General features: G+C 44.6%; 17 protein-coding genes and 1 pseudogene. 12 read left to right on the top strand and 6 right to left on the bottom strand.

The window, feature by feature from the left end; translation table 11 throughout:
* Positions 1-34: 34 nt before the first annotated feature.
* Together C1T21_RS19515 and C1T21_RS19520 are read left to right on the top strand one after the other, a co-directional pair.
* Positions 35-619, top strand: coding sequence for a TetR/AcrR family transcriptional regulator (locus C1T21_RS19515; RefSeq protein ID WP_103049408.1), 585 nt, complete (start codon positions 35-37; stop codon positions 617-619).
* A gap of 74 nt (positions 620-693) precedes the next feature.
* Positions 694-1,275 carry an NAD(P)H-dependent oxidoreductase gene (locus C1T21_RS19520; RefSeq protein WP_103049409.1) on the top strand — a complete coding sequence of 194 codons (582 nt, stop codon included), beginning with the start codon at positions 694-696 and terminating at the stop codon, positions 1,273-1,275.
* A gap of 431 nt (positions 1,276-1,706) precedes the next feature.
* Here C1T21_RS19520 and C1T21_RS19525 read toward each other — a convergent pair whose 3' ends face one another.
* Both C1T21_RS19525 and C1T21_RS19530 read right to left on the bottom strand, forming a co-directional pair.
* Positions 1,707-2,342, bottom strand: a complete 636-nt coding sequence (locus tag C1T21_RS19525) for a LysE family translocator (protein ID WP_103049410.1) — start codon at positions 2,340-2,342, stop codon at positions 1,707-1,709.
* Positions 2,343-2,643: 301 nt separating this feature from the next.
* On the bottom strand, positions 2,644-3,837 hold the full coding sequence (locus tag C1T21_RS19530; RefSeq protein WP_103049411.1) for a glycoside hydrolase family 5 protein: 1,194 nt from the start codon (positions 3,835-3,837) through the stop codon (positions 2,644-2,646).
* A 338-nt stretch (positions 3,838-4,175) separates the two neighbouring features.
* Here C1T21_RS19530 and C1T21_RS19535 point away from each other — a divergent pair, with 338 nt between their 5' ends.
* The 10 genes from C1T21_RS19535 (at position 4,176) to C1T21_RS19585 (ending at position 15,217) form a co-directional block, all read left to right on the top strand.
* A complete protein-coding gene (locus C1T21_RS19535; protein WP_025723255.1) occupies positions 4,176-5,198 on the top strand; it encodes a substrate-binding domain-containing protein in 1,023 nt (340 codons plus the stop codon).
* Positions 5,199-5,519: 321 nt separating this feature from the next.
* Complete coding sequence (locus C1T21_RS19545) at positions 5,520-6,770, top strand: PTS ascorbate transporter subunit IIC (protein ID WP_103049413.1); 1,251 nt, start codon at positions 5,520-5,522, stop codon at positions 6,768-6,770.
* Between the two features lie 73 nt (positions 6,771-6,843).
* Positions 6,844-7,185 carry a cupin domain-containing protein gene (locus C1T21_RS19550; protein WP_103049414.1) on the top strand — a complete coding sequence of 114 codons (342 nt, stop codon included), beginning with the start codon at positions 6,844-6,846 and terminating at the stop codon, positions 7,183-7,185.
* 216 nt (positions 7,186-7,401) lie between these two features.
* Entirely contained in the window at positions 7,402-7,845 is a 444-nt protein-coding gene (locus C1T21_RS19555; RefSeq protein ID WP_013311410.1) for a HEAT repeat domain-containing protein, read from the top strand.
* A 213-nt stretch (positions 7,846-8,058) separates the two neighbouring features.
* On the top strand, positions 8,059-9,051 hold the full coding sequence (locus C1T21_RS19560; protein ID WP_103049415.1) for a Gfo/Idh/MocA family protein: 993 nt from the start codon (positions 8,059-8,061) through the stop codon (positions 9,049-9,051).
* A gap of 279 nt (positions 9,052-9,330) precedes the next feature.
* Positions 9,331-11,097, top strand: coding sequence for a cache domain-containing sensor histidine kinase (locus C1T21_RS19565; RefSeq protein WP_103049416.1), 1,767 nt, complete (start codon positions 9,331-9,333; stop codon positions 11,095-11,097).
* Positions 11,098-11,099: 2 nt separating this feature from the next.
* Positions 11,100-11,900, top strand: coding sequence for a response regulator (locus C1T21_RS19570; RefSeq protein WP_103049417.1), 801 nt, complete (start codon positions 11,100-11,102; stop codon positions 11,898-11,900).
* A gap of 134 nt (positions 11,901-12,034) precedes the next feature.
* Entirely contained in the window at positions 12,035-13,378 is a 1,344-nt protein-coding gene (locus C1T21_RS19575; protein WP_103049418.1) for an extracellular solute-binding protein, read from the top strand.
* A 20-nt stretch (positions 13,379-13,398) separates the two neighbouring features.
* On the top strand, positions 13,399-14,280 hold the full coding sequence (locus C1T21_RS19580) for a carbohydrate ABC transporter permease (protein ID WP_103049419.1): 882 nt from the start codon (positions 13,399-13,401) through the stop codon (positions 14,278-14,280).
* A gap of 55 nt (positions 14,281-14,335) precedes the next feature.
* Entirely contained in the window at positions 14,336-15,217 is an 882-nt protein-coding gene (locus tag C1T21_RS19585) for a carbohydrate ABC transporter permease (RefSeq protein ID WP_013311404.1), read from the top strand.
* 740 nt (positions 15,218-15,957) lie between these two features.
* Here the strand turns inward: C1T21_RS19585 and C1T21_RS19595 are convergent.
* The 4 genes and pseudogenes from C1T21_RS19595 to C1T21_RS19605 form a co-directional block, all read right to left on the bottom strand.
* Positions 15,958-16,425 (bottom strand): DUF6985 domain-containing protein, encoded by a 468-nt coding sequence (locus C1T21_RS19595; protein ID WP_103049420.1) that lies wholly within the window; start codon positions 16,423-16,425, stop codon positions 15,958-15,960.
* Positions 16,422-17,066 (bottom strand): HNH endonuclease, encoded by a 645-nt coding sequence (locus C1T21_RS27435; protein WP_258012588.1) that lies wholly within the window; start codon positions 17,064-17,066, stop codon positions 16,422-16,424. Before C1T21_RS27435 ends, C1T21_RS19595 begins: the two co-directional genes overlap by 4 nt.
* Before the next feature lie 1,872 nt (positions 17,067-18,938).
* Positions 18,939-19,451 (bottom strand): annotated as a pseudogene (locus C1T21_RS28355) (contractile injection system protein, VgrG/Pvc8 family); the annotation flags it as partial.
* A 24-nt stretch (positions 19,452-19,475) separates the two neighbouring features.
* The gene (locus C1T21_RS19605) at positions 19,476-19,931 is read right to left on the bottom strand and encodes a DUF4280 domain-containing protein (RefSeq protein ID WP_103049422.1); all 456 of its coding nucleotides are present in this window, start codon (positions 19,929-19,931) and stop codon (positions 19,476-19,478) included.
* Between the last annotated feature and the right edge of the window lie 31 nt (positions 19,932-19,962).

Here is a 19,962-nt window from a genome sequence, read left to right on the forward strand (position 1 = left end):
TGCATTTTGGTTAGTTATCACTTACTATAATCTTATGAACAAGAAAACACATGTAGACAGCAAAAAGAAAGATATTCTGCAGGCAGCGATGTGCTTATTTGCAACCAAAGGAATTGACGGGATTTCGGTTAAAGAAATTGGAGAGGCTGCCGGTGTGACGGATGCCGCGATTTATAAGCATTTTAAGAGTAAAGATGCGATGGCTTTGGAAGTATTCGGGCAATATTGCAATAGCTACACCACATTAATTGACTTCTATCGCAAGCAGAGTGGGAGCTTCGTCAGTCGTTTCCATCAACTGGTGGATGAAGTGCTGAATATGCATGATGAGGATCAGTATGGTTTGCTTCTACTATCACAGCATCATGAGCTGTATGTTGAAGCAAGCCAGAGCCAGAATGTGCGTCAGCCGCTGGAGGCGTTGACTGAATTCATCGAACAGGGGGTTCAACAAGGTGAACTGCCGAAGCAGGATGCTCAGCTATCCGGTGTGCTCATCATTGGAGCTATTACACGCTTGTCCGTATCCAGCCTGGAAGGTGAACTTCCACAGCAGTTGGTTCCATTTGCAACAGAGGTCAAACAACGTTTAACAGCTTTATTAAGTAAAGGTCAGTAGTGACCTTTTCTTTTTAAATATAAAGTTAGTGTTTTCTAACTAAAATCATAATATGAAGGTAGGAAGTGGTTTATATGTCTAAAAAAATATTGGTGATTCAAGGGAATCCGGTCGCTGGCAGTTATGGAGAAGCGTTGGCTCAATCCTATGTAAAAGGAGCGAAGGCTGCAGGGGCAGAGGTTCGTTTGTTGCAGCTATCCGAGCTTGATTTTAATCCAAATCTATTAGGTGGATATCGTAATAAATTGCCGCTGGAACCTGATTTGATCCAAGCACAGGAATCGATTAAATGGGCAGAACATCTCGTTTTTGTCTTTCCGATCTGGTGGGGCAGCTTGCCTGCATTAATGAAAGGATTCATTGACCGTACCTTTATGCCGGGATTTGCGTTTAAGTATCAAAAAGGAAAACCCCTGCCTGACAAGCTTCTAAAAGGAAGAACGGCCCGCCTCATTACAACGATGGACGGTCCGCACTGGTACTACCGATTTTTCCAGGGACAGCCTGGACATCGGATGATGAAGGATTCTACGCTGCATCTATGTGGTGTCAAACCAGTGCATTCTACTGCGATTGATCTCATGAATAAATTATCGGATCAGCAGCGCAACGATTGGCTGAGCAAGGTGGAGCAGCTGGGGCGAAGCATGAGCTAGGTTTTCACCTGCCCCAAATCCATTGGCCTACAGGTAAACCATGACGGTAACCGATCATAATTGACCTGCCAAAAGGAAAAAGACCACAATGGGAGCAACTGGCCCGCATTGTGGTCTTTGGAATAGCTCATGTTTTGAAATCAACGTTATATAAATATCGATGCAACGATTAAAATAAATCCAATCGCTAGCCCGGCAGGGCCCCAATAATGCATAGGGATAAAAAACAGACTGTGCTGGGTTCCCATTCGATGGGAAATTTACAATGTGTAAAACTGGAAAGAAGGCGTCAAGAAGAAGAGGAAAGCTTAGCTGTTATTGTACTGTGTTGATTCTTGAAAAAAATATGACCACCATTTAGCTATAGGCGGTCATATGATGAATTCAAAAACGTTCCTGTTAGTGGAACATTTGAGAACAATTATTCAGGTTTATTGAGGAGCCTTTGTTCGAAGAAGATTTAATCCTAATCCGATGAAGATTATCCCGGTTATTTTGTTTAAATAGCTGCTAAGCCTTTGGTTGACTTTTATTTTATGGGTAATGTAAGAGGAAAAATAGGCAATAAACAAGCACCATAACAATCCGGTGAACGAAAATGTAAGTCCTAAAATGATAAATGGAATGGGCCCAGAAGCCTGTGTATCAATAAATTGTGGAAGAAAGGCAATGAAAAACAAAGAAACCTTGGGATTCGTAAGACTGGTCAACATCCCTTGTAGATATGTTTTTCTGTTGTTGTGTTGTTTATTGGATTCAGATGCTCTAAAACTTGCATTTGTTTTATCTAATAGCATTCTAACCCCTAGATAAACTAAATAAATAACTCCAATTATTTTAATCATGTTGAACACGATAATTGACTTTGTAAGTATAATTGATAAACCAAAAGCAACTAACAACGTATGGATCAAAGAACCACTAATGATACCGAAAACAGAATACACACCGGCTTTTCTCCCCTGTGCAATGCATTTCCCAATTATATACATGGTGTCTGCACCAGGAATTAGATTTAGGAGGATTCCAGTAAGCAAAAATACTTCATAATTTACGATTCCAAACATTTTGTGAACACCACCTATTCGTTATGAAATACATTAAAAGGTAATGATAATTTAGTAAATAGCTCATTGTCAATCTTCAATATCTGTTATACGTATATGTAAGTTTACCTAAAAAACCGCTTTTCACCCCTCCATAGGTCTGGCATGACCTGATCCTGAAGGAGGGAAAAGCGGCTTTTACAATGAGGATACTACGTAGTTACTCATTCACGATAATCAGCAAAAAACATGGGCAGCCTGTCCTGTGTCAAATGCCCAAAGGATGGGCCGTTGTCATATACCCGCGGAGCAGGCGACAGGCTTATTCGGCTGCTGCCTGCGCTTTTTCCGCTACGAAAATAACAGGCTTCATAATTCGACTCAGCATATCTTGCTTCGGACGATTCCAGGTAACCCAATCATCCAGCAGCAGACCGCCTGTGTCGCCGCTATTCGGATTCAGGGACCAGTACGTAAAGTACAGGTTGTTGGCACCAATATAGTCTACGAGTGCATTTTGCCATTTCCCCTCAGTAGTAGACAAATCAACATTACGACCGCCGAATTCACCGACCAGCACCGGAGCTATGTTTTGCTTGCTGATGTAGCCCCAGGTTTGATCCCAGATCGCTGGCAGGTTGGACGGGAAGGCCGGGTCGTTGAACCATGGCTGTGAAGACACACCTGGGCCGTAGTCATGTGGAGAATAGACGACACGGTTCGGTACGTCCAGAACGACAGGATAGTTGGCTACACCTGTCAGGTTGCCACCCCACCAGTATTGGCTATTGTTGCCTTGTACATTGTGGTCTACACCTTCTACGAGAATCAGCCAATTCGGATTCACGGACAGAATCGCATTCCCTGCACGTTGTGCCGCCAGACGCCAGTCTGTGGAGGCATTGCCTGTACCCCAGCTTGCTTGACCGTGTGGCTCGTTGTGCAAATCCGCACCAATGACGGTTGGGTTGTTTTTATAACGTTCAGCCAACATTTTCCAGTCATTAATCCAGCGAGACTCAGGGTACTCGGATGTGTACCACAGCTCGGATTGCCCACCTGAGCTTGGACGGTGACGGTCAAGGATAATCTGAATACCGCGTTGTCCAGCTTTTTCGATCAGCTTGTCCATAATTTGAATCGGAGTTAATCCGACCAGATCAGGGTTTTTGTGGTAATCAATACTGTCTGGACGGGAACTGGAATCGAATAACTGATTGCTGTAAGGCAGACGAATCAGATTGTAGCCTTCTTTCTTCACCTGATCTAGCATGTCGTCCATTGAGCGGCTCCACAGTCCATGCAAGGTGTAATTAGGAGTTTCCAGACCGAACCAGTTTAGGCCGTTAAATGCCGCTTCTTTCCCGGATTCGTCTACAATCTTGTTTCCTTGGGTGTGATAATATCCTTTCACACTGGCTGCATCTGCTGAAGCGGGAGTATAGCCATACAGTGTGAAGCCCATTACGAGGGAGGCAATGACGAAAAATGTTTTTTTCAGTCCTTTTTTCTTCATAATTCTGCTTCCTCCTTTATTTAAAAGAAATTGTAACCGATTACATTCTTATTTTATGTTCAAATCTTCCATCAAACAAGTTCATAAAATTCGTATATTTCTAAGATTTCGTTCGAATTCAATAGATTCGTAACAACGGATGGTTAAGCTAAGTGTCCAGCTTTTGTGGGAGCGGTTGTTTAGGGGCTGGAGGGCATGCTCTAACTCTTTATTTATTATATTTTCCTGCTGTAAAAGAAGGTATATAATAAAGTGAAATTCACTTTACATACAGGTTGCAGAATATATATATTTGAGAATTAACACGCATGACATGCAAAAAAGAAAGGAGGGTAATTATGGTAACAACGATGAAGGAAGTTGCAGAACGTGCCGGAGTGTCGAAGAGTACAGTTTCGCAGTTTCTGCAAAAGAGATACAACTATATGAGTGAAAACACCAAGAAGAAGATCGAGCAAGCGATTGAGGATCTCAGTTATATACCTAATGAGGTGGCACGTAGTCTCAAGCAGAAGAAGACCTTCATTGTGGGGGTTATTTCTTCAACCATTTTATCGAGATTTACAACAGAAGTCGTGCGTGCCATTGAAGATGAATGCCAACTGGAAAATGTCCAGGTCATTGTCTGCAATACCGATGATGATTCGCTCAAAGAGAAAAAGTATGTCCAGTCGATGATTGCTCGGCAAGTGGATGGACTTATCATTTTCCCGACGGAAGAGAACAAGAAATTATATGTTTCCCTTGTCAAAAATGGCTATCCTTTCGTGTTTGTGGACCGAAAAATCGATGAAATCAGTGTAGACACAGTGCTGTTGAATAATGAAAAGGCCAGCGAGCTTGCGGTTGAAGCACTCATTGAGCATGGTCATAACAACATTGGAATTATCACGTTCCCCTTAGGCAAAAAAGCGATCACTACACGAAGTGAGCGGCTGTCAGGTTATCGAAATACGTTGGGCAAACATGGCATATCAGTGAATGAAAACTATATCAAAAGCGGCAGGTTGGATGAAATGCCTAATCTGATTGGACAACTATTCCATATGGAGCATCCGCCCACCGCAATTATTGCTACGAATGACATGATTTTGGAGCAGGTGCTGATTTATGCAAAAAATAATCATCTGACCATACCTAATGACTTTTCCTTGATTGGCATAGATGATGTATCCTTTGCATCTTTTTATAATCCGCCGATCACAACCGTTTCCCAGCCGAGTTTTGAAATGGGGAAAAGAAGTGCGAGGCTACTGCTGGAGAAAATTGATCAAAAAGAACAGGATCATGAGGAGCTGTCAGAAATCATCCGAATGAATCCGGTCATTAACCACAGAGAATCTGTCCAAAAACTGAACTGAATGATTTGAATAAGTCCTTTGCATCTTTTTGAAAACGTTTTTATGAATTCTATTGTAAAAAGAAAATAAAGAGCTATAATGATCTTATGATTCGAGTCATGAATACCCTTTCATTTATGTATGTCCTGATTTTAGTAATGATTGCGATTAAAGAGAGGGGAGGAATGAAGCTTAAACGAATAATGTATGAAGTGAGTTGTGATTTAATTCACAAAAATGATTCTGCTTCTTTTTACATTCCCGGAAGGGAAATTTTTTTCGTGTATTACTAAATCGATTTAGTAAGAATGGAAAATAAATAAAAGAAAGTCGGAGATCACTATGGAAATGTTTATGAGCATTATCAGGGAGCCATCCATCATTATCGCGATTGTGACATTACTCGGCCTTATATTCCAGAGAAAGAAAGTATCAGAAATCATTACGGGAACTACCCTTTCTTTTATGGGCTTCACCATGATCAAGGTCGGCGGCGGCATTTTAGGTGGCGTTCTCACTAACTTCAGCCAAATTTTTTCTTATGCGTTCAACCTTAAAGGTGTCGTACCCAGCAATGAAGCCATTATGGCACTGACCATTGATCAGATCGGGGCGGACGCTGCGCTCATTCTGCTCTTTTCCATGATCCTTAATATCGTGCTTGCACGTCTGACCAAGTTCAAGTACATTTATTTGTCTCTTCACTTGATTTTGTTCATGAGCTTTGCCGCTACAGCCGTTATGAAAGGTCTGGGTCTCAGTTCGCTGACTACGATCATCGTCGGTTCAGTGATAATTGGGAGCTATATGGCGGTGTTTCCTTACCTACTCCGGAATGCCAGCAAAAACATTATTAAATCGGATGAATATACGATTGCTCATGCTTCCATGACCTCTTACATTCTAGGTACCTATTTAGGGAAAGTTTTTGGCAACCGTGAAAATGACACCGAAAATGTGAAAATTAATGACCGCATCAGTTTTTTGCGCGACCCCAATGTTGCAACGACCTTGACGATGCTTGTGCTTTTACTGGTATCTGGACTGGTTGCTGGTTCTGATTATGTCAGCAAATTATCTGACGGCAAAGAATATATCGTCTTCATCCTCGAACAGTCAGCTATTTTTGCTGCCGGCTTGTATATCGCAAAAGCAGGTGTTAAGCTTTTTACAACTGAAATTGTACCCGCTTTCAAAGGCTTCTCCCAAGTGTTCGCACCTGGAGCAATCCCTGGTGTGGATGTTCTGGTACTGTTCGATAAATCACCCAATTCCGCGCTGGTAGGCTTCTTGGTCAGCTTCTTCACAGGCGTTGCCTGCGTCTTTCTTTTCCCGTTTATCGGATTGCCTGTCATTGTGCCGGGGATCATGGCCTGTTTCCTCGCTGGTGGTGCAGCCGCGATATTCGGCAATTCCAGCGGTGGTTTCAGAGGAGCTGTTATTTCCAGTTGTCTTAATGGATTCTTGCTCTGTCTGCTGCCGGCCCTCACCTTGCCGCTCTTTTCCTTTTTGGGTGCCGAAGGAGTAACATTCGCCGATCCCGACTTTACTACCCTTTCAGGAGTACTTTGGCTTATTTTCCGCTGGTTTTAAACTAAATCGATTTATGAATTTTTCAAAATAACTCATCAAAATCATTTGTGCTTAAAAAGAGGAGGAATGATCCATGTTTTTTAATGACCAAGATATTCAAATTGATATCGTTGACAGTAATACCACCCGGAAAGTGCTGGCCCACAGCGACCAGCTTATGTATGTCAAAGTGATGTTTGCTAAAGCCCAAATAGGGGAAATCCTGTTGCATAAGCATGTCCATGAACAAGTCACCTATGTAATAAAGGGAAGTTTTAAGTTCATGATTGATGATGGCGAAACAAAGGAAGTCCAGACCGTCAAAGAAGGAGACAGCATCCATTTTCCATCCGATACTCTTCATGGCTGTATCCCACTGGAGGATGGCGGTATTCTGCTAGATGCATTTACACCAGCACGTGCAGATTTTCTGTAAATTCCCTTACAAAATACGGTTTATCTACCCCGAGATCTGGAGGGATTTACGAAGCCTTTCCGCGGCAGCCAACTGAGGCGGATGATGCCTATTGGCATGTCCGATACATTTCATTTTTATCTTTTTTAGAAGAAGACCTGCAAGTATGTTATATTTAACAAACGGCAATCGTGATGAACAGTAATATAGTGATTTTTAGAAAAGGATGAGATGATTTTGGAAAACAACGAAACTCAGCAAGAATTTGCAGAAGTATATGAGCAGCTTAAAGTAGCTGCAAACCGAACCTCCGATTGGAAAACACGCCTAGCTGCGGTAAACGATCTGGGTGCATGGAAGAACCAGCAGACGATTGACTTGCTGACACACCGTTTGAATAATGATACGGTATATGCCGTTCAGGAAGCCGCTTACCGCAGACTTCAGGAATGGGGCGAGAATGTACAGCCGCCTGTGCGCAAAGAGGGTGAGCTTGTTAAGGGTCTGACGAAGATTCTGGTACGGATTAAAAAAAGCCTGCCAGCCGACCATACCTATAACGATTTTCGCGAGAAGCTGCACAAGATGAGAGTCGATATTTATGACATCTACGAAGGTGACAAGGGTGCTGAATTTGATCAGTGGCTGGAGCAAAAATGGGCTTCGTTATCCACAAGATAACGCCTGAACCCTGTAATTGAATGTATTTTTAAGGATTGTTGCTGGTGATGCAGACAGAACCTTAACAAGGATAAGGGATTATCTTTGTTAAGGTTTTTTTAGCTTGTTCTCCTTAAGAACTATGCCCTTTATCTTTATGCCACTGTATATATACTTCGGCAATATGGTACGATGGGATCGGATTATTTTAGTGTGTACATGGGAGGGACTAACATGAGCAAGGCGAAGCTGTGTTTTATCGGGGCTGGCTTTCACGCTTCAACGAATATATATCCTGCTGTTATTGGGGCAGGTGCTGAAATTCAGGCGATTGCGACTAGAGATCTAAGCAGATCGAAGACAGCACTTCAGCGGTTTGGAAGCAGTGGCACACCTTATGACAATTACAAGGCTATGCTGGAGCAGGAAGACTGTGATGGAGTTGTCGTGATTGCACAAGCGGCAGATCATCCTTCGCTCGTACTGGACTGCATTAAGGCTGGAAAACATGTCTTTGTAGACAAGCCACTGGGCTGGAATGCGGAGGAAGCGGCCCAAATTGCAGATGCGGCAGAAGCAGCAGGCGTTGTCCTGATGGTCGGTTTCATGAAGCGTTACGCGCCTGTATACATAAAATTAAAAGAATTGATTGAGGGTGGCTCGCTTGGAGCCGCACGCTCGTTTCAGGCAAAATTTCTCGTGGACAGTACCCTGTTTTGTAAAACTGGCGAAGATTTCATGAAGCTGGCGGCGGTTCATATGGTCGATCTGGTACGTTATTTGTTCGGAGAAGTGGCGCAGGTTACCGGATTTGCGAACGATAACGGCGAGTGTATTTCCCATACGATTGCCCTGAAATTTGAAAATGGTGTAGTGGGTAGCCTATACTTCGCAGGTATGACAGCATGGACACGCGAGAGTGAAGGTATTACGGTAACCTTTGATCACGGTTTTGCGAACGCGGATGAGGTGAATACACTGATCATTCACAAGTCGGAGAGTCATACAGAGCTTCCTTGGAAATCCCTTGCGGAAAACGATACGGTTCTGACACCGTCAGCCTCCGCGATGTCGGGCGGATACCGTGATTTGTACTTGCGCGGTTTTGTTGGTGAAATCGCACATTTCATGAACTGCTGCCAAGAAGGACGGACGCCTGATTCAAGTGGACGGGATAACGTGAAAACGATGGAGCTGTGCGACCGCATTTTGGCTGCGCTCCAATAGGATACCTATTTCATATACAAGTTTCGGAGCCTGGACGGTACCTTAGTTTGGGTGATTTGAAAGAAGCTTCGGTGTAAACTGGTCAGTAGATGGCTCCTGCATTTGTCGGGAGTCATTTTTTTCGTTTACCCTACGACCTTTCTATTTCATAGCATTCCTGTCCATTTTGATTAATCTCTGCTGAAAATACGCCAACAAAGACGAACGATGCGATAGAATAGGAAAAGGAAAGCGTTATCATCACCCATTTTTCTGCGATGGTTCAGGGGGAGAAGGCTTATGCGTTCAAGGTCAAGGTTTCAGCCATTAAACACATTACGTAATCAGATTTTTATCGGATTTATACTGGTGATGCTCATTATGATGAGTGTGGCGGGGGCGTTCATTTATCTCAATGTGTCTCACCTGTTAAAAGACAGTGCCGAGCGACATATTGGTCAGACCGCCGTACAAGCAAGCGGTAGGCTGGATGCATTAATCGGCCAGATGGACAGCTTGACGGAGCAGGTCGCGAATCACCCGTCTGTTCAGCATATTTTGCTGGAGGAGCGTAACGGGGGCAAGGTAAATTTTGGACAGCGTCAATCACTACTGCAAGTGATGCATAGCTATCAGGCATATATGCCGAGTGTTGGCTCGCTGGAGCTGTATACCGCCGAAGGGAAGATGTTGTTTCCGATTAGAGAGGGCAGTCTGGAGGAACGTATCGGACAGGCAGACATCCGGGAAGCGAATCAGATGAAAGGAAGACTGGTCTGGATCGGTATTGATCCCGAAGATCCCCGGTCACTGCTAGCGATTCGGCAGGTGAGCCTGGTGGATCGCTGGTTCTCTCGCGGAGGGTACCTGATTACCCGTATGGAGCGAAGCTATTTTGGACTGAATGGTGCGTCAGCGGTCAATGAGGAAGCGGATGAAACCATGCTGCTTGTAGATCGTCAAGGCCAGCTGCTGTCGGGTGAACCAATGAACCAGACGGATTTGTCAGGTGTACTGCATAGCAAGACACAGACGGTTCATATTGGGGAACGGGAATATGTGAAGGCAGTTCAGCAGTCGGAGCGGACTGGCTGGTCGCTGCTGATCCTGATTCCGGTTAGTGTCGTCACAGACGGAATTACGGTTTTACGGACTACACTTATCATTTCCGCATCTCTTGGTGCCGTGCTATTCCTGTTTATGTCCTTTATGTTGTCTACGTTGATTACAAGACCGATAGGTCACTTGATTCAGGCGATGCGTCGTTCACGGGAAGGGGCGTTGGCTCTGAATCCAGAACCGGCAGCAGCGGTCGAGCTGCGAGAATTGAACGCAGAGTACAATACGATGATTGTCGATATCAATGAATTGATCCATGTCATTTACGAGAAGGAGGTTTTACAAAGCCAGACCGAGCTTAAAGCTCTGCAGGCGCAGATCAATCCGCATTTCCTTTTTAATACGCTGGATGCTTTCAACTGGTCGCTACAGGAGAAGGGAGAGGAGGAGCTTGCCGGGCTGATGGTGTCTATGTCGCGGCTGTTTCGTTATGTTATCGAACCGGCTCACCATGACTCTTGGGTGACCCTCGGGGAAGAAATGGCGCAAATCCGTCGTTATCTGGAACTGATGGAGATGCGTCTGGGTGAACGTCTGAGCTGGCAAATTCATATGCCTTCAGAGGCAGCCAGAATTCCGCTTCCTAAGCTGCTGATCCAGCCTATTCTAGAGAATGCCATTTTGCATGGTGTCGAAAATCGCATCGGCAACGGCCGCGTTGAAATCAGTGTCACTCCTTCGACCAGATCGGGTTGGACCAAGATCGCGGTCATAGATAACGGACCTGGAATGACAATGGAAGAACTTGCAGCTGTGCGTACAGCGTTAATGGGGGGAGCAGCCTGCGAGAGCAAGGGAACCGGTATGGGACTAGTGAATGTGCAACGCAGGCTCGCGCTCTATTATGACAGCGCATCTTATCCAACGGACGGTATGCTGATACATAGTGCTGAGCAGGAAGGAACTGTGGTCGCTTTTGAAATTCCTGATGAATATGGAGGGCGGTAGGAATGAGTGTTTCATCCAAAACCATTGTCATTGTAGACGATGAACAGCGAACACGTCAGGGGATACACCAGACATTGGAGCAATGGGCCGCCGGGAAATACCGGATTGTGACATTCGATAATGGTTTGGAAGCATTAAATATACTGCAAGCGGAGACGGTTCATCTGTTGATTACGGATGTCCGGTTGCCGGAATTCAGTGGGCTGGATTTAATCCGCTCTCTGGAACGGGATTCACGACGACCAGCGATCATTGTCATCTCGGGATATGCGGAATTTGATTATGTCCAGCAGGCGCTTCGTCTGGGAGCCGTCAATTATTTGCTCAAACCGATTGATAAGCAGGAGCTGCTGAATGCGGTCAATGAAGCGCTTCGGCTGGAAGAGGAGCGGCAGCGGTACGAGAAGCTAGACAAGCTGGCTGACCCTGTTCTGCTAGAGCTTGATCTCCAGGCGGCTACTCTTAGTGACCCGGTACGACGTGCCTTCACCTTTATGGCGGAGCATCTTCACGAATCCATTACGATGGCGCAGACTGCCGCGCATTCACACCTGAATGCGAGCTATTTTAGTGTTTTATTCAAAGAGCAAAGTGGTTTGTCCTTTAGTGAATATCTGCACCGATTGCGGATACAACGGGCCAAGGAGCTGTTGCTGCATACCCAGTTGACGATTGCCCAAATCGGCGAGCGATCAGGCTACCGGACAGATAAATATTTTATCAAAGTATTCAAAGCGACCGAGGGGGTAAGTCCTAGCCGCTACAGGCAGCAGATGCGTACAGGGCCGGAGAATATCGACTGATAGTAGGCAGATGAACCCAATAAAAGTGGAATTATACCCAATGAGTGTACCCTGTTGAAAGCAGGAATGGAGTGCTAAACTTACAAATGATAACGGTTACAAAAAATATAATTACAACAAACGGAGGTCTAACGATGTCCAACGAGTATGGTTTACGTAAGCGCTCACATCAGAAATGGTTTGCTGGGTTGACCCTGCTGCTGTCATTTATGCTGGTGCTATCCGGTTGCGGTGCTGGTAAGGATGGTCAAGGCGGTTCCAGTGGAGGAGGGGGAAAGGTTACACTTAAAATGATGCACCTGTGGCCAGAGGGAAGCTCGGCACAGCAGAGCAAGCTTGTGACTCAGATTATTGATCAATACCAAAAGGATCATCCGAATGTCGTCATTCAGCAGGAAGTGCTGGAAAATGAACAATACAAAAACAAACTCAAAGTGCTGTCAGCTTCCAATGAATTGCCGGATATCGGCATCACCTGGGCAGCGGGTTTTATGGAGCCTTACGTTAAAGGTGGATTATTTACGCCGATGGATGACCTGTTGAATGGTTCCAAGCTGAAGGACAAATTCGTACCAGGAACGACCGAAGCTTATGCGCTGAATGGCAAAACGTATGCGCTTCCGATTGAATTGAACATAACACCTATTTATTACAACAAAGCCATATTCCAAAAATACAACTTGAAGGTACCTGCGACATTTGACGAGTTTAAGCAGGTTGTGAAAACACTTACGGATCATGGAGTTGCACCGATTGCATTGGGTAATAAAGACCGCTGGACCGGCTCGCTCTGGTACATGTATCTTGCGGACCGTATAGCAGGTAACGAAACGCTGAAAAAAGCGATTGACGGCTCAGGATCGTTCGATGACCCTGGTTTAATTCAGGCGGCCTCCGAAGTCCAGACGCTTGTGGATATGAATGCCTTTAACAAAGGATTTAACGGCTTGTCCAATGATGAGGGAAAATCCGAGTTTATGAACAATAAGGCAGCTATGTATTTAATGGCTACTTGGGAATTGCCGAATTTTACGACCAATCCCGCAATCCCGCAAGCATTTAAAGATCAAATTGGCTTCTTTAAATTCCCGATGGTTGCAGGCGGCAAGGGCAACGAAAACAGTTGGGTAGGAGGTCCGGGAGTAGGCTTGTTCGTTTCGGAAAATTCCAAGGTAAAAGAAGAGGCCAAAGCGTTCGTTGAATACTTCGTAGTCAAATGGGGAGAGCAATCGGTCACACAGGCGGGTGTAATTCCGGCGACGAAAGTGGACACCTCCAAAGAAAAATTGCCCAAGCTGTATGTCGATTTGCTGAACGGACTGAATCAAGCCAGCAGCATTACATTGTTCGCCGATGTACAGATGAAGCCGAATGCAGCACAGGTACATTTGAATATGATTCAGGCGTTGTTTGGTAAAGCGGTGACACCGCAACAATTTGCCGAGCAGCATAAGGCTGCCATCGAGAAAGGAAATTGACCACCTAAGGAGGTCCAACCGTGGAAAAGGTCATGTCCAATAAGCTTGTCATTGCTCTATATGTATTGCCTTCTCTGCTGCTGTTATTCGCCGTAATATATGTACCCATAGTACTAACCGGCTATTACGGCCTGAATCAGTGGAATGGAATTGGCCCTATGACTTTCGTCGGGCTGGACAATTATCAACATTTGCTCACAGACAGTGCATTCTGGCAAAGTGCCTGGCATTCGCTGCTGTTGGCCTTGTTTTCAGGCATTAGTCTGATCGGTTATCTGGTCATTGCGATGATTTTGTCAGGGAAAATCAAGGGAGCGAATCTGCTGCGGAAAATTTATCTGATTCCCATGCTGTTGTCATCTGTAGCGATCGCACAGCTGTGGCTCAAAATGTATCATCCAACGAACGGAGTGTTCAATTCCATACTGGCGTCGGTCGGAGTCCACAATCCGCCTGAATGGTTAGCTAATCCGTCCTTGGTGCTGTTTGCCTTGTTCATTCCGATTATTTGGCAATATGCAGGCTTTTATATCCTGATCTACTATGCCGGGCTGAAAAATATTCCCGAAACGCTGATGGAGGCTGCCCGGATCGACGGGGCCAGTGCCTGGCAGATTGCGACTCGTATCAAATTGCCCCTGCTGCGCGAGGTGATTAACGTTACGATCATATTGTCCATTGTCGGCTCGCTCAAATATTTTGATCTCATCTACGTCATGACGGACGGTGGACCGAATGGAGCCAGTGAAGTGATGGCCTCTTACATGTACCACCAGGCATTCCGCAGTTTTGATTTTGGATACGGCAGTGCTACAGCCTTTGCCCTGCTGCTCATCTGTCTAATCGCTACGTGGCTGATCCGTAAGGTTACGGCTACTAGTGACACCATCCAGTATTCATAATGCAGTCTTGCTAATAGATGAGGGTAACAAAGGACAGGAAGAGGGAGGATCGGATATGAAAACCCAGGCAGCCGCCAACTATCCGCTTGGAGTCGCTACCCGCGGCAAAATGTTAACTCGGGTCGGTTATGCCGCTTTGTATATCATTTTAATCATCTTGGCGGTGACGCAGCTTTTACCGCTGGTGTGGCTGATGCTGTTCTCACTTAAAAATAATCAGGAAGTGTTTAACCTTCCGCCGTTTGCACTCCCGTCCCAACCGCATTGGGAGAACTATATGAATGTGTGGACCAGCGGCAATATCGGGCGGTATTTTTTCAATAGTGTGTGGATTACGGTCATATCCGTGGCGCTGACGGTGCTGCTAGCCAGCTTTGTAACGTTTGCCATTACGCGTATGCGGTGGAAAGGAAGTCAGCTGGTTCTCGGGCTATTTATGGTCGGACTCATGATTCCAGTCCATTCCACCCTGATTCCGTTGTTCAGTATGTTTCTCAAACTGCATTTAACAGACACTTCACTCTCCATCATCCTGTCGTATGTTGCTTTTAATCTGCCGACAACGATGATGATCTTGCTGGGCTTCTATTACGCCTTGCCCCGTGAAGTGGAAGAAGCGGCCGTTATGGACGGCTGCTCCGTCAACCGGATGTTCTTCCGAATCGTGCTGCCCATGACTACCCCGGTCATGGCAACGACATCTATTATTAACATGATCTATAACTGGAATGAGTTTATTTTCGTCAATACGTTCATCAGCTCGGACGAAAACAAAACACTGACCGTAGGCGTCCAGAACTTTATTGGACAATATACGACCGACTGGGGAGCTATCGGAGCAACGTTGATGATCAGCATTTTGCCCATTTTGCTAGTGTTCCTCATCATGAGTGACCGGATTGTGGAAGGGATTGCGGCAGGATCGGTTAAGGGATAAAACAAATTCCCTAGGTTAGAAGGGTACCCCCTAGTGTATACATGGGAACAAACCTTTTGGTTTGTCCGATGAATGCTAGGGGGTGCATTTTTGTGTGAGTCTATTTGATGAATCAAATTACAAGAGAGTTGAGTTTTATGATGCTATGTCTCTATCGGAAAGTATTCTTTTGTCTAACTGACTGAAAACAACCTTGGTGTCATACATTTCCTTGTCATGATCGCCTGGATTGTTCCAATAAACAAAGAAAACGATCAACTACATACCTATTAGATTTAAATTCAAAAAATCCAGTTATTGGAATATCGCCATTGTTCTTCAAAATAAAATCTTTGGAAACTTAAATTCGAAATTCTCTTCCACATGCATGATTAAATTGCTATCTGAAAGAGGAAATATTATATTTTCTTTCTGTGTTTTTAAAATATTTAACCCCCCCAATTAATGTTTTGAAGCGTCTGCACAGTGTTCTTTTATTCCTCCTCATTATGCTTAGTGATAGTATGAATACCTAACAGGACTAGTGCCAAGACGATAACAAAAACAAGCCAATTATGGTAGTATCTAACCATAATGACCTGTTCAGTGTATTGTTAAATAGGATATTCTTTTTTAGCACTTTCGTGTGTACATTTCAACTCTCAATTCACGAAACTTCCTCAGATAAAACAAAGGTTACATTGAAAATGATGGTGTGTTTAAGTGTTTAATTCTGCCCCAGTTTGCCCCTCTCCAATTATTCAAATCGCAACATCCTGGTAACCTACTTCAGTTACTTTTTCATTTAATAAACGAATTCCCAATCCATTCTCTATATCCCATGTACAATCAAAAAGTATCCCGATATCTCGACCTTCATAAATACCTGCATATGGAACAACAATTCCATCCAAAGTAATCATTTCAAGAAGTTGGTCGGTTGTTTCAACTAAGGGATAATTCTCATTAAGTTCAGTATCATAACCAAGTTCATGTCGCTTTTGTTGGTAATAGTCTAAAATTGGTTGCAAGAAGCTTTGCTGCAATTGCTCCCAGTTTTGCATTAAAGATTGATATGCCGTATATTGAGCTTCATCAAACTCGCCATCTTCTTCACCATCTATCATCAATGCAATCTCAGTTTCTCTTCCAAAAAAATGAATAGTGGTATCCTTAGCCCAACTATAGTTATATTCGAGTTCACCAAAGATTGGATCGTTTACTGTCATTTTAAAATCTCCTTTTGTTTATTGGCAAATTGTCCAGGTTCAAATGCTCCTGCGTTGATCTCCCCTACACCGCCAAGGTGCCCAAATGCACTATTTATTTTTGTTGGTACAAGTTGCATTGTTTTGACGTCATTTAATTCATGCCATGTTAATTTGTTTTTTTCTCGGTAAGTCTTTATATCTTTTGCACTGATCTTACCAGATTCCATCCCAAATTGGCGTGCTGATTCAGGAGAATTATTTAATTGTTCAGCTAGTTTTTGGTCTGATTGAATAAAGTTAGCTCGTCTAGCTTTCCCTCCATAAGTCCTCTTTCCACCAAGCATATAGTCGATTTCTACTTGTGCTTTTGCCACTGGTGAAAGATCGGGAACAGCATTTTTATATTGTATACCATCAATACCAGCTTCATCTAATATCTTTTTTATTTGAGGATCTGGTGGTGGCTTTAACGTACATTGAGATTCTCCGCGTGCTCCTTCGAAACCGATTTTTGGATTATCTGGCGCAGGGGTTTGGCTAATTCTTGCTTCATACGAACTGGCGAATTCAGTTTGTTTGAACGCAGGCGGAATATCAGCCCCTTTCCCCGTCACCTTAGTGCTCTTACCTGTATACTCTCCTGATTCTAACGCATCAATCTGTTTTTGTCTCTCAGGCGAAATTTTTGCACCGGAACCTTTGGAATGCGGAACGTCAGGACCAGGATCATGAAACCGATAATGACCTCCAGCAGTTTCGAAAATGGGTAACCTTTTAGTTATACGGATGTTCATCTTTCTTGCTACACTTTGCAAGTAACTCCCTAAGGATTCAAAATTGGTTGGAAAACGGATGGCATTCGTTTTGAATTTTCCATCTCCGACCTTGGCTAGAGCAGAGTCGGCCTTTGCTGAATCTCCGAATAACCCCGGTGTTCCTCCTTTACTGGCTTTCTTTTCTTCAGCTTCCTTGAGCCCCTTAGATAAGGAGGCTTCTTCTTTGCCCAGCTTTCCTAGATTCCTAATTAATTTTGCTCCACCTTTGACAATTGTATAAATGTCGGCTCCACGTTCAACGGCCTTAATACTGTCATATCCTGCCTCATAACTTTCCTGTTTGGTATCGGTCAATGGATTAGGGAAGAAATTATTCAATTTTCGCTCAATCGGATCGGGTATGCTTTTTATGCCGTCCCACACGGTTTCAAGGTCGTGAACCACATCTTTCTTTGTTTTTTTCCCTTGGAATGAATCGGCAATATAGTTCCAGCCAAACTTCGCACCGCCCTTAATACCCTCGAGCGTCTCATTGCGCTCCAGAAAACCTTTACCAGTGTAATTTCCCGGCATAACGATAGGAGTCATTACCATGGTCCCCATATCTGCTATATCGACAACTGAGTCCCATACCCCGCTTAAAAACTCTATACCCGCATCCCATTCTCCCTTGAGCGTGGCGCCTACGTTTTCCTTAACGCGTGCTCCGAGCACACTTTGGATTCCGTTTTCAGCGACTTGCTTCTCAAAGTCAGACAAAACCGGTTCTGGGTAGTATTGATGGAGGGAAGCTGTAAGCTGGATTTCTGAACTCACGCTGTTAACTTCCTGCTCCAGATCCAACGTATCGGTTGTTGTATTCAAGTGTAAGCCGTTGGTTCCTTGCAGCAGGATGCTACCTGCCGAAAGACTAAGACTACCTGTGGCTTGAATTTGTACACGTTGGGTGCTGTTCAGGCTGACACCGTTATGGGTATTCATGGAGATGTATAGTGATCCTTCCTGAGCACTCATCGACAGTTCGGAGTTCCCTAAGGAAATTTCTTTTCCCTGCGGATTCGCAAAGGATTTGACCCCGGGATCGGCTGTTTTACGCTGGTGGCGTACTGCAGGCGATTCGACCACGGCACCTTGAGCTGCGTGAGATGAAGGGACAGCAACGCTGGATGGTTTCGTTCGGACCGATTGTATGACCATCGCATCGTCTTCGTCAGCACTTGGAAAATACAGCTTCACCTGCGCACCTTTTTCCGGCATCAGATACCAAACCTGATTACCTTCAGCAGAATAGGGGAACCATTGGGCATCCTTGGGATTCTGCTGATCGTCTATATCCAAATGCAATCGAACCTGATTCCGGCTGACATCTAGTATTTTCCCTTCAATAGCGGCGCCAATGATCGTTCGATTATATATTTTGGGAACCTTCAAGCCTTGCGACAGTGCGCATTCATATGACCAGGTCATTAAGCCGCGAATCAACTGTCCTTCACGTTTGGTGATGACGTAGGTTTCGTGATTGCGTTCAACTTCATCTCCCAATTGCAGCATTCGATCCCATTCAAAGGTATACCGAGTATAGTCTGCAATATGGGCAGATCTCCAGCCATTCGCCTCCTGATCCAGATAAGGGGCAATCTTGCGCTGCAACGAAAAAGGAACCTCTTTCAAATGAATATGCTGTCTGGCTTGCGGAATACCGATCCAAATTTGTGCATGGTGTGAAACGATATTTGGGACGAGAAGGGCTCCCACATGCGAAGCCAGCCGTTTTAAAAAAGTCCAATCGGTCTCTTGATACTGCATCATGAACTGGCCTGTCGCTTTTTTCTCAAAAGCTTCATCAATCTTATCCGAGCCCTTATAATCGGCCAGCACTGCGTCGACGATTTCAACATATTTCTGGTTTATGTGCTGAAAGGAGCGGTTTTTGAGCTGCGTATCTAGTTTAAAACTATGAGAAATGACGTCGAGAGTTAACAGAATCTCCTGATGTCTGTGCTCCACATCTACGCAGTACAGTTGTCCCATAAATAAGGGATGCTTCTGGTCTTTGGCATCGGAATACCATAGCTCAACTTCGTCGTCACTGCTTGCTTTGGTAATGATTGTGTCTGCTTGATCGGCTTCTAGACTACCCGTGATCACCAGTCTAGCATGTTCTCCCAGCTCGTGACTCATATGGACGTTGTGAAGACGCAGCTTGCCATAGGGCCAAGTGACATGTAAGTGCTGATAGGTAAAGCGGTCTTTCGCTACGATGTTCATCCTTAATCTCCTTGCTTGATAAAATCAACCATCCTGTCCGTCATCAGTAATGGAGATGATACCTCCACCACCTGATCCCGTGCTGTCTGTACCAAAAAAGGAGGATATCGCCTCTTGTACACCTTGACAGCTACACATTAAGGTAGAATTGTTGAGTAGGGCAGGCGCCCCCTCAATCAATACGTCTTCCTTACCGCCTGTCCACTTGGACCCAAACGCAATCTCCGGTTCACAGGGAAGACCCTGCTTCAATTTACACAATCCAAAAGCATTGATTTTGCTAATATTGGCTCCACAAATGGCATCGTCCACGTTCAGAACGGGTTTATCTTTAATGAAAACACCGTGGCTGTACATCATATTGAGCACACCAGGGTCTGTGCCTTGACTGCACTGTAACTTGGCTCCTCTCACCACATAAGAATGTTCTCCGCTGAGTGCACCTTGAGCCAGAGCTTTAATAAGTAAAGGTAAAAACATACAAGTACCTCCTTGAATAAAAGGTATAAAA

The organism is Paenibacillus sp. F4 (assembly GCF_002894905.1).
GTDB lineage: Bacteria > Bacillota > Bacilli > Paenibacillales > Paenibacillaceae > Paenibacillus > Paenibacillus polymyxa_B.

Coding starts and splice junctions, on each gene's coding strand:
- C1T21_RS19515 (WP_103049408.1), top strand. CDS start 35: ATGAACAAGAAAACACATGTAGACAGCAAAAAGAAAGATATTCTGCAG.
- C1T21_RS19520 (WP_103049409.1), top strand. CDS start 694: ATGTCTAAAAAAATATTGGTGATTCAAGGGAATCCGGTCGCTGGCAGT.
- C1T21_RS19525 (WP_103049410.1), bottom strand. CDS start 2,342: ATGTTTGGAATCGTAAATTATGAAGTATTTTTGCTTACTGGAATCCTC.
- C1T21_RS19530 (WP_103049411.1), bottom strand. CDS start 3,837: ATGAAGAAAAAAGGACTGAAAAAAACATTTTTCGTCATTGCCTCCCTC.
- C1T21_RS19535 (WP_025723255.1), top strand. CDS start 4,176: ATGGTAACAACGATGAAGGAAGTTGCAGAACGTGCCGGAGTGTCGAAG.
- C1T21_RS19545 (WP_103049413.1), top strand. CDS start 5,520: ATGGAAATGTTTATGAGCATTATCAGGGAGCCATCCATCATTATCGCG.
- C1T21_RS19550 (WP_103049414.1), top strand. CDS start 6,844: ATGTTTTTTAATGACCAAGATATTCAAATTGATATCGTTGACAGTAAT.
- C1T21_RS19560 (WP_103049415.1), top strand. CDS start 8,059: ATGAGCAAGGCGAAGCTGTGTTTTATCGGGGCTGGCTTTCACGCTTCA.
- C1T21_RS19565 (WP_103049416.1), top strand. CDS start 9,331: ATGCGTTCAAGGTCAAGGTTTCAGCCATTAAACACATTACGTAATCAG.
- C1T21_RS19570 (WP_103049417.1), top strand. CDS start 11,100: ATGAGTGTTTCATCCAAAACCATTGTCATTGTAGACGATGAACAGCGA.
- C1T21_RS19575 (WP_103049418.1), top strand. CDS start 12,035: ATGTCCAACGAGTATGGTTTACGTAAGCGCTCACATCAGAAATGGTTT.
- C1T21_RS19585 (WP_013311404.1), top strand. CDS start 14,336: ATGAAAACCCAGGCAGCCGCCAACTATCCGCTTGGAGTCGCTACCCGC.
- C1T21_RS19595 (WP_103049420.1), bottom strand. CDS start 16,425: ATGACAGTAAACGATCCAATCTTTGGTGAACTCGAATATAACTATAGT.
- C1T21_RS19605 (WP_103049422.1), bottom strand. CDS start 19,931: ATGTTTTTACCTTTACTTATTAAAGCTCTGGCTCAAGGTGCACTCAGC.